We start from the raw sequence: 3712 nt of genomic DNA, 5'->3' as shown, positions 1-3712 counted from the left end.
AAATCAGTAAACCACACTTCCTCCACACAAGCCCGAGGGCGACGGTCGGTGTTGGGCGCACGATCTGTGCGTTACCCTCCCCGGCGGCTGTGTTTGACGATTTCGATGCTGTGCGTGCGGATTTTCTTGCGCAGGGTGTTGCGGTTGAGCCCGAGCAGGTCGGCGGCCTTGATCTGGTTGCCGCCGCAGGCATTGAGGGCCATGGCGATCAGGGGCGCTTCCACCTTGTCGATCACCCGCTGATACATGCCGGGCGGGGGCAGATTGGGCTCGTATTCGCGCAGCAATTGGCCGACATGGGTTTCCACGGCCATGGAAATATCCACCGGGCCCGCCACGCCGGAGACCGAGGGCCTGTCGCTGATATTGAGCTCGTTCTGGACGATTTCGGCCGAAATCTGCTCGTCGGCATAAAGAGCTGACAGGCGGCGGACGAGGTTTTCCAGCTCGCGGATATTGCCCGGCCAGGAATAGTTCTGCATCAGCCTGATGGCGTCGGCGGAAATGGTCTTGGAGGCTTCGCCCTCGCGCTGGGCCAGACGCAGGAAATGCTGGGCCAGATCGGGGATGTCGTCCACGCGCTCGCGCAGTGGCGGCAGGCGGATGGGCACCACGTTGAGGCGGTAATACAAATCCTCGCGGAACAGGCCCTGCCGGATCATCTGGCTGAGATCGCGATGGGTGGCAGCGACGATGCGCACATTGGTCTTGATGGCGCTGCGGCCGCCGACCATGGTGTATTCGCCTTCCTGCAAGACGCGCAGGAGCCGCGTCTGGGCGTCCATCGGCATGTCGCCGATTTCATCGAGGAATAATGTACCGCCCTCGGCCTGCTCGAAACGGCCGGACGAGCGGGTATTGGCGCCGGTAAAGGCCCCCTTCTCGTGACCGAACAGTTCGGCCTCGATCAGGTCGCGCGGAATGGCGGCCATGTTGATGGCGACGAAGGGGCCGTTGCGGCGCTTGCCGAAATCATGCAGGGCCCGCGCCACCAATTCCTTGCCGGTGCCGCTCTCGCCGGTGATCATGACGGTGAGATCGGTCTGCATCAGCCGCGCCAGGGCGCGATAGATGTCCTGCATGGCGGTGGAACGGCCCACCAGCGGCATGGATTCGCCCGGTTCCTCGGTCTTGCGCTCGTCCTTGCCGGGCTTCTTGGCATCGGCCAGGGCCCGCGACACCACCGAGAGCACTTCGGTGATGTCGAAGGGCTTGGGCAGATATTCGTAGGCCCCCACTTCCGAGGCCCGGATCGCGGTCATGAAGGTGTTCTGCGCGCTCATGACGATCATGGGCAGGTCGGGGCGCAGCTTCTTGATCTTGGGCATGACCTCGAAGGCATTGCCATCGGGCATGGCCACGTCGGTGATGAGGATATCGCCCTCGCCGCGGCTGACCCAATTCCACATGGTCGAGATATTGCCGGTGGGCCGCACTTCGTAGCCGGCGCGGGTCAACGCCTGATTGAGCACCATGCGGATGGCGGCATCGTCATCGGCAAGCAGGACAACATGGCTCATGGATTCGAACCCTCTTCGGCTTCGGCGGGAGTCTGGAAGGCGGCGCTGGCGACGGGCAGCAGGATGCGGAAGCGCGTGCGGCCCGGGCGGCTGTCGCAATCGATCACCCCGCCATGATCGCCCACGATCTTGGCCACGAGAGCGAGGCCCAGGCCCGAACCATTGGTCTTGGTGGTGACGAAGGGGTCGAACAGGAAGGGCAGGATGTCGGGCGGCACGCCAGGGCCGTTATCCTCGATGACGATTTCGAGCGGCAGCGAGATGCGCTCGGCCACTCCGGCGACGCTGATGCGAATGCCGGGGCGGAAGGCGGTGGAAAGTTTGATTTCGGGTTTCTGTGTTTTTTCAAGCGCTTCCGAGGCGTTCTTGATCAGATTTAGGAATATCTGGATGAGTTGATCCCGATTGCCGAAGACCGGCGGCAGCGAGGGATCGTATTCCTCGGCAAAGGTGACGCCGCGCGCCACGCCATTGCGGGCCAGGAGCTTCACCCGGTCCAGGACCACGTGGATATTGATCGGCTCGCGCTCGAGGGGGCGCTCGTCGCCGAACACTTCCACCCGATCGATCAGATGGACGATCCGGTCGGTTTCCTCACGGATCAGCCGGGCCAAGGGCACCTCGTCGGCAGGCACCGATTGCTCCAGCAATTGGGCGGCGCCACGAATGCCGGAAAGCGGGTTCTTGATCTCGTGCGCCAGCATGGAGGCCAGGCCGGTGACCGACCGGGCGGCGCCGCGCGACACCATCTGCCGATCGATCTTGTCGGCCATGGTCCGTTCCTGGATCAGCACGGCGACCCGCCCGTCATTGTCGGAAATGGGCGTAGCGAAGACGTCGGCCACCCGCTCGTCGCCGAAGCGCGAGGAGCCGACGCGCACGCGATATTCGGTCATCGGTGCCCGGCGCTGGCCCACCGTTTCCACCAGCGAGATGATGGGCGAACCGAAGGCGATGAGATCGTCCAGGGATTGACGGGTCAGCACGCTGAGCGAGGCGCCGAAAAAGGCCTCGGCCGCGTAATTGGCGAAGAGGATATGGCGATTTTCGCCCAGCACCAGAATCGGTTGCGGCAGGGCCTGCAGCACGGCCCGGGCCGGAACGGAATCGACGTCCATCATCACGGCACTCATGCCGCCGCCCTCCATTCGCCAGAAAACAGGGTGCCGATCAGCGCCAGAACGGATTTAGGATCGTCATTGTCCAGCAGGGCATGGCGTGTCGGCTTATCGAGGGACAGGCCCGCCGCTTCGGCATACCAACCCAGATGCTTGCGCGCGGCGCGCAGGCCGATCTCGGTGCCGTAATCGATCAGCATTTCCTCGTAGTGCCGGCGGATCAGCGCCAACAGCGCTTCGCCCTGCGGCGGGGCGGCGGGCGTTTCGCCGGCCAGGGCGGCACCGATCTGCCCGACCCGCCAGGGCTGGCCCTGGGCGCCACGGCCCAGCATGACGGCGGCGGCGCCCGACTGGTCCAGGGCCTCGCGGGCGCTGTCGGCATCGACGATATCGCCATTGACGATGACGGGCACCGGCACGGCCTCGACCACGGCGCGCACCAGGGCCCAGCGGGCCTGGCCCTTGTAGAACTGCTGGCGCGTGCGCCCATGGACGGTGATCATGCGGGCCCCGGCCCCGACGGCGAGCCGGGCGATCTCGGCGGCGTTGAGGCTGTCATCGTCCCAGCCCAGCCGCATCTTCACGGTGACCGGGCGGCTGGTGGCCCGGGCCACGGCATCGACAATGGCCAGCGCCTGGTCGGGCACGCGCATCAGGGCCGAGCCGGCATAGCCATTGGTGACGCGCTTGGCGGGGCAGCCGAAATTGATATCGATGATATCGGCGCCGGCATTTTCGGCGATGCGGGCGCCCTCGGCCATCCATCCGGGCTCGCAGCCGGCCAATTGCACCATATGCGGCAGGGTGCCGGCGGGGGTGAGCTTGCGGACCATGTCGCTATGGCCGGTGGTGAGGGCAGCGCTGGCCACCATTTCGGATACGACCATGCCCGCACCGTGGCGGGCGGCGATGTCGCGGAAGGGCCGGTCGGTAATGCCGGCCATCGGCGCCAGCAGGGCCCGACTGCGAAACACATGCCCCCCGATGCTCAAAGCGCAGGCATTGCTTGCCACGAACTGCCCCAGAAATGGTCAATATAAAATCTGTCTCTTATACACATCTCCGAGCCCACGA

General features: G+C 65.1%; 3 protein-coding genes. All 3 read right to left on the bottom strand.

All coding sequences use genetic code 11. From position 1 onward, the window contains the following. Window positions 1–71: 71 nt before the first annotated feature. The 3 genes from ntrC to dusB are packed head-to-tail and all read right to left on the bottom strand — an operon-like array spanning window position 72 to window position 3612. Complete coding sequence (ntrC, locus tag A3840_RS01510) at window positions 72–1520, bottom strand: nitrogen regulation protein NR(I) (RefSeq protein ID WP_067450835.1); 1449 nt, start codon at window positions 1518–1520, stop codon at window positions 72–74. Further along, the gene (locus A3840_RS01505) at window positions 1517–2653 is read right to left on the bottom strand and encodes a two-component system sensor histidine kinase NtrB (protein ID WP_082903567.1); all 1137 of its coding nucleotides are present in this window, start codon (window positions 2651–2653) and stop codon (window positions 1517–1519) included. The genes ntrC and A3840_RS01505 overlap by 4 nt, the downstream gene beginning before the upstream one ends. Next, a complete protein-coding gene (gene dusB / locus A3840_RS01500; protein ID WP_281180525.1) occupies window positions 2650–3612 on the bottom strand; it encodes a tRNA dihydrouridine synthase DusB in 963 nt (320 codons plus the stop codon). Before dusB ends, A3840_RS01505 begins: the two co-directional genes overlap by 4 nt. Window positions 3613–3712: the final 100 nt, after the last annotated feature.

Origin of the sequence: Devosia elaeis (assembly GCF_001650025.1) — a bacterium.
GTDB classification, from domain to species: Bacteria; Pseudomonadota; Alphaproteobacteria; order Rhizobiales; family Devosiaceae; genus Devosia; species Devosia elaeis.
Note: the sequence above shows the minus strand (reverse complement) of the source record. Positions and strands in the feature narration are given on the sequence as shown.

Excerpts from the sequence above, each read along its gene's own strand:
- ntrC (WP_067450835.1), bottom strand. The coding sequence starts at position 1,520 with ATGAGCCATGTTGTCCTGCTTGCCGATGACGATGCCGCCATCCGCATG.
- A3840_RS01505 (WP_082903567.1), bottom strand. The coding sequence starts at position 2,653 with ATGAGTGCCGTGATGATGGACGTCGATTCCGTTCCGGCCCGGGCCGTG.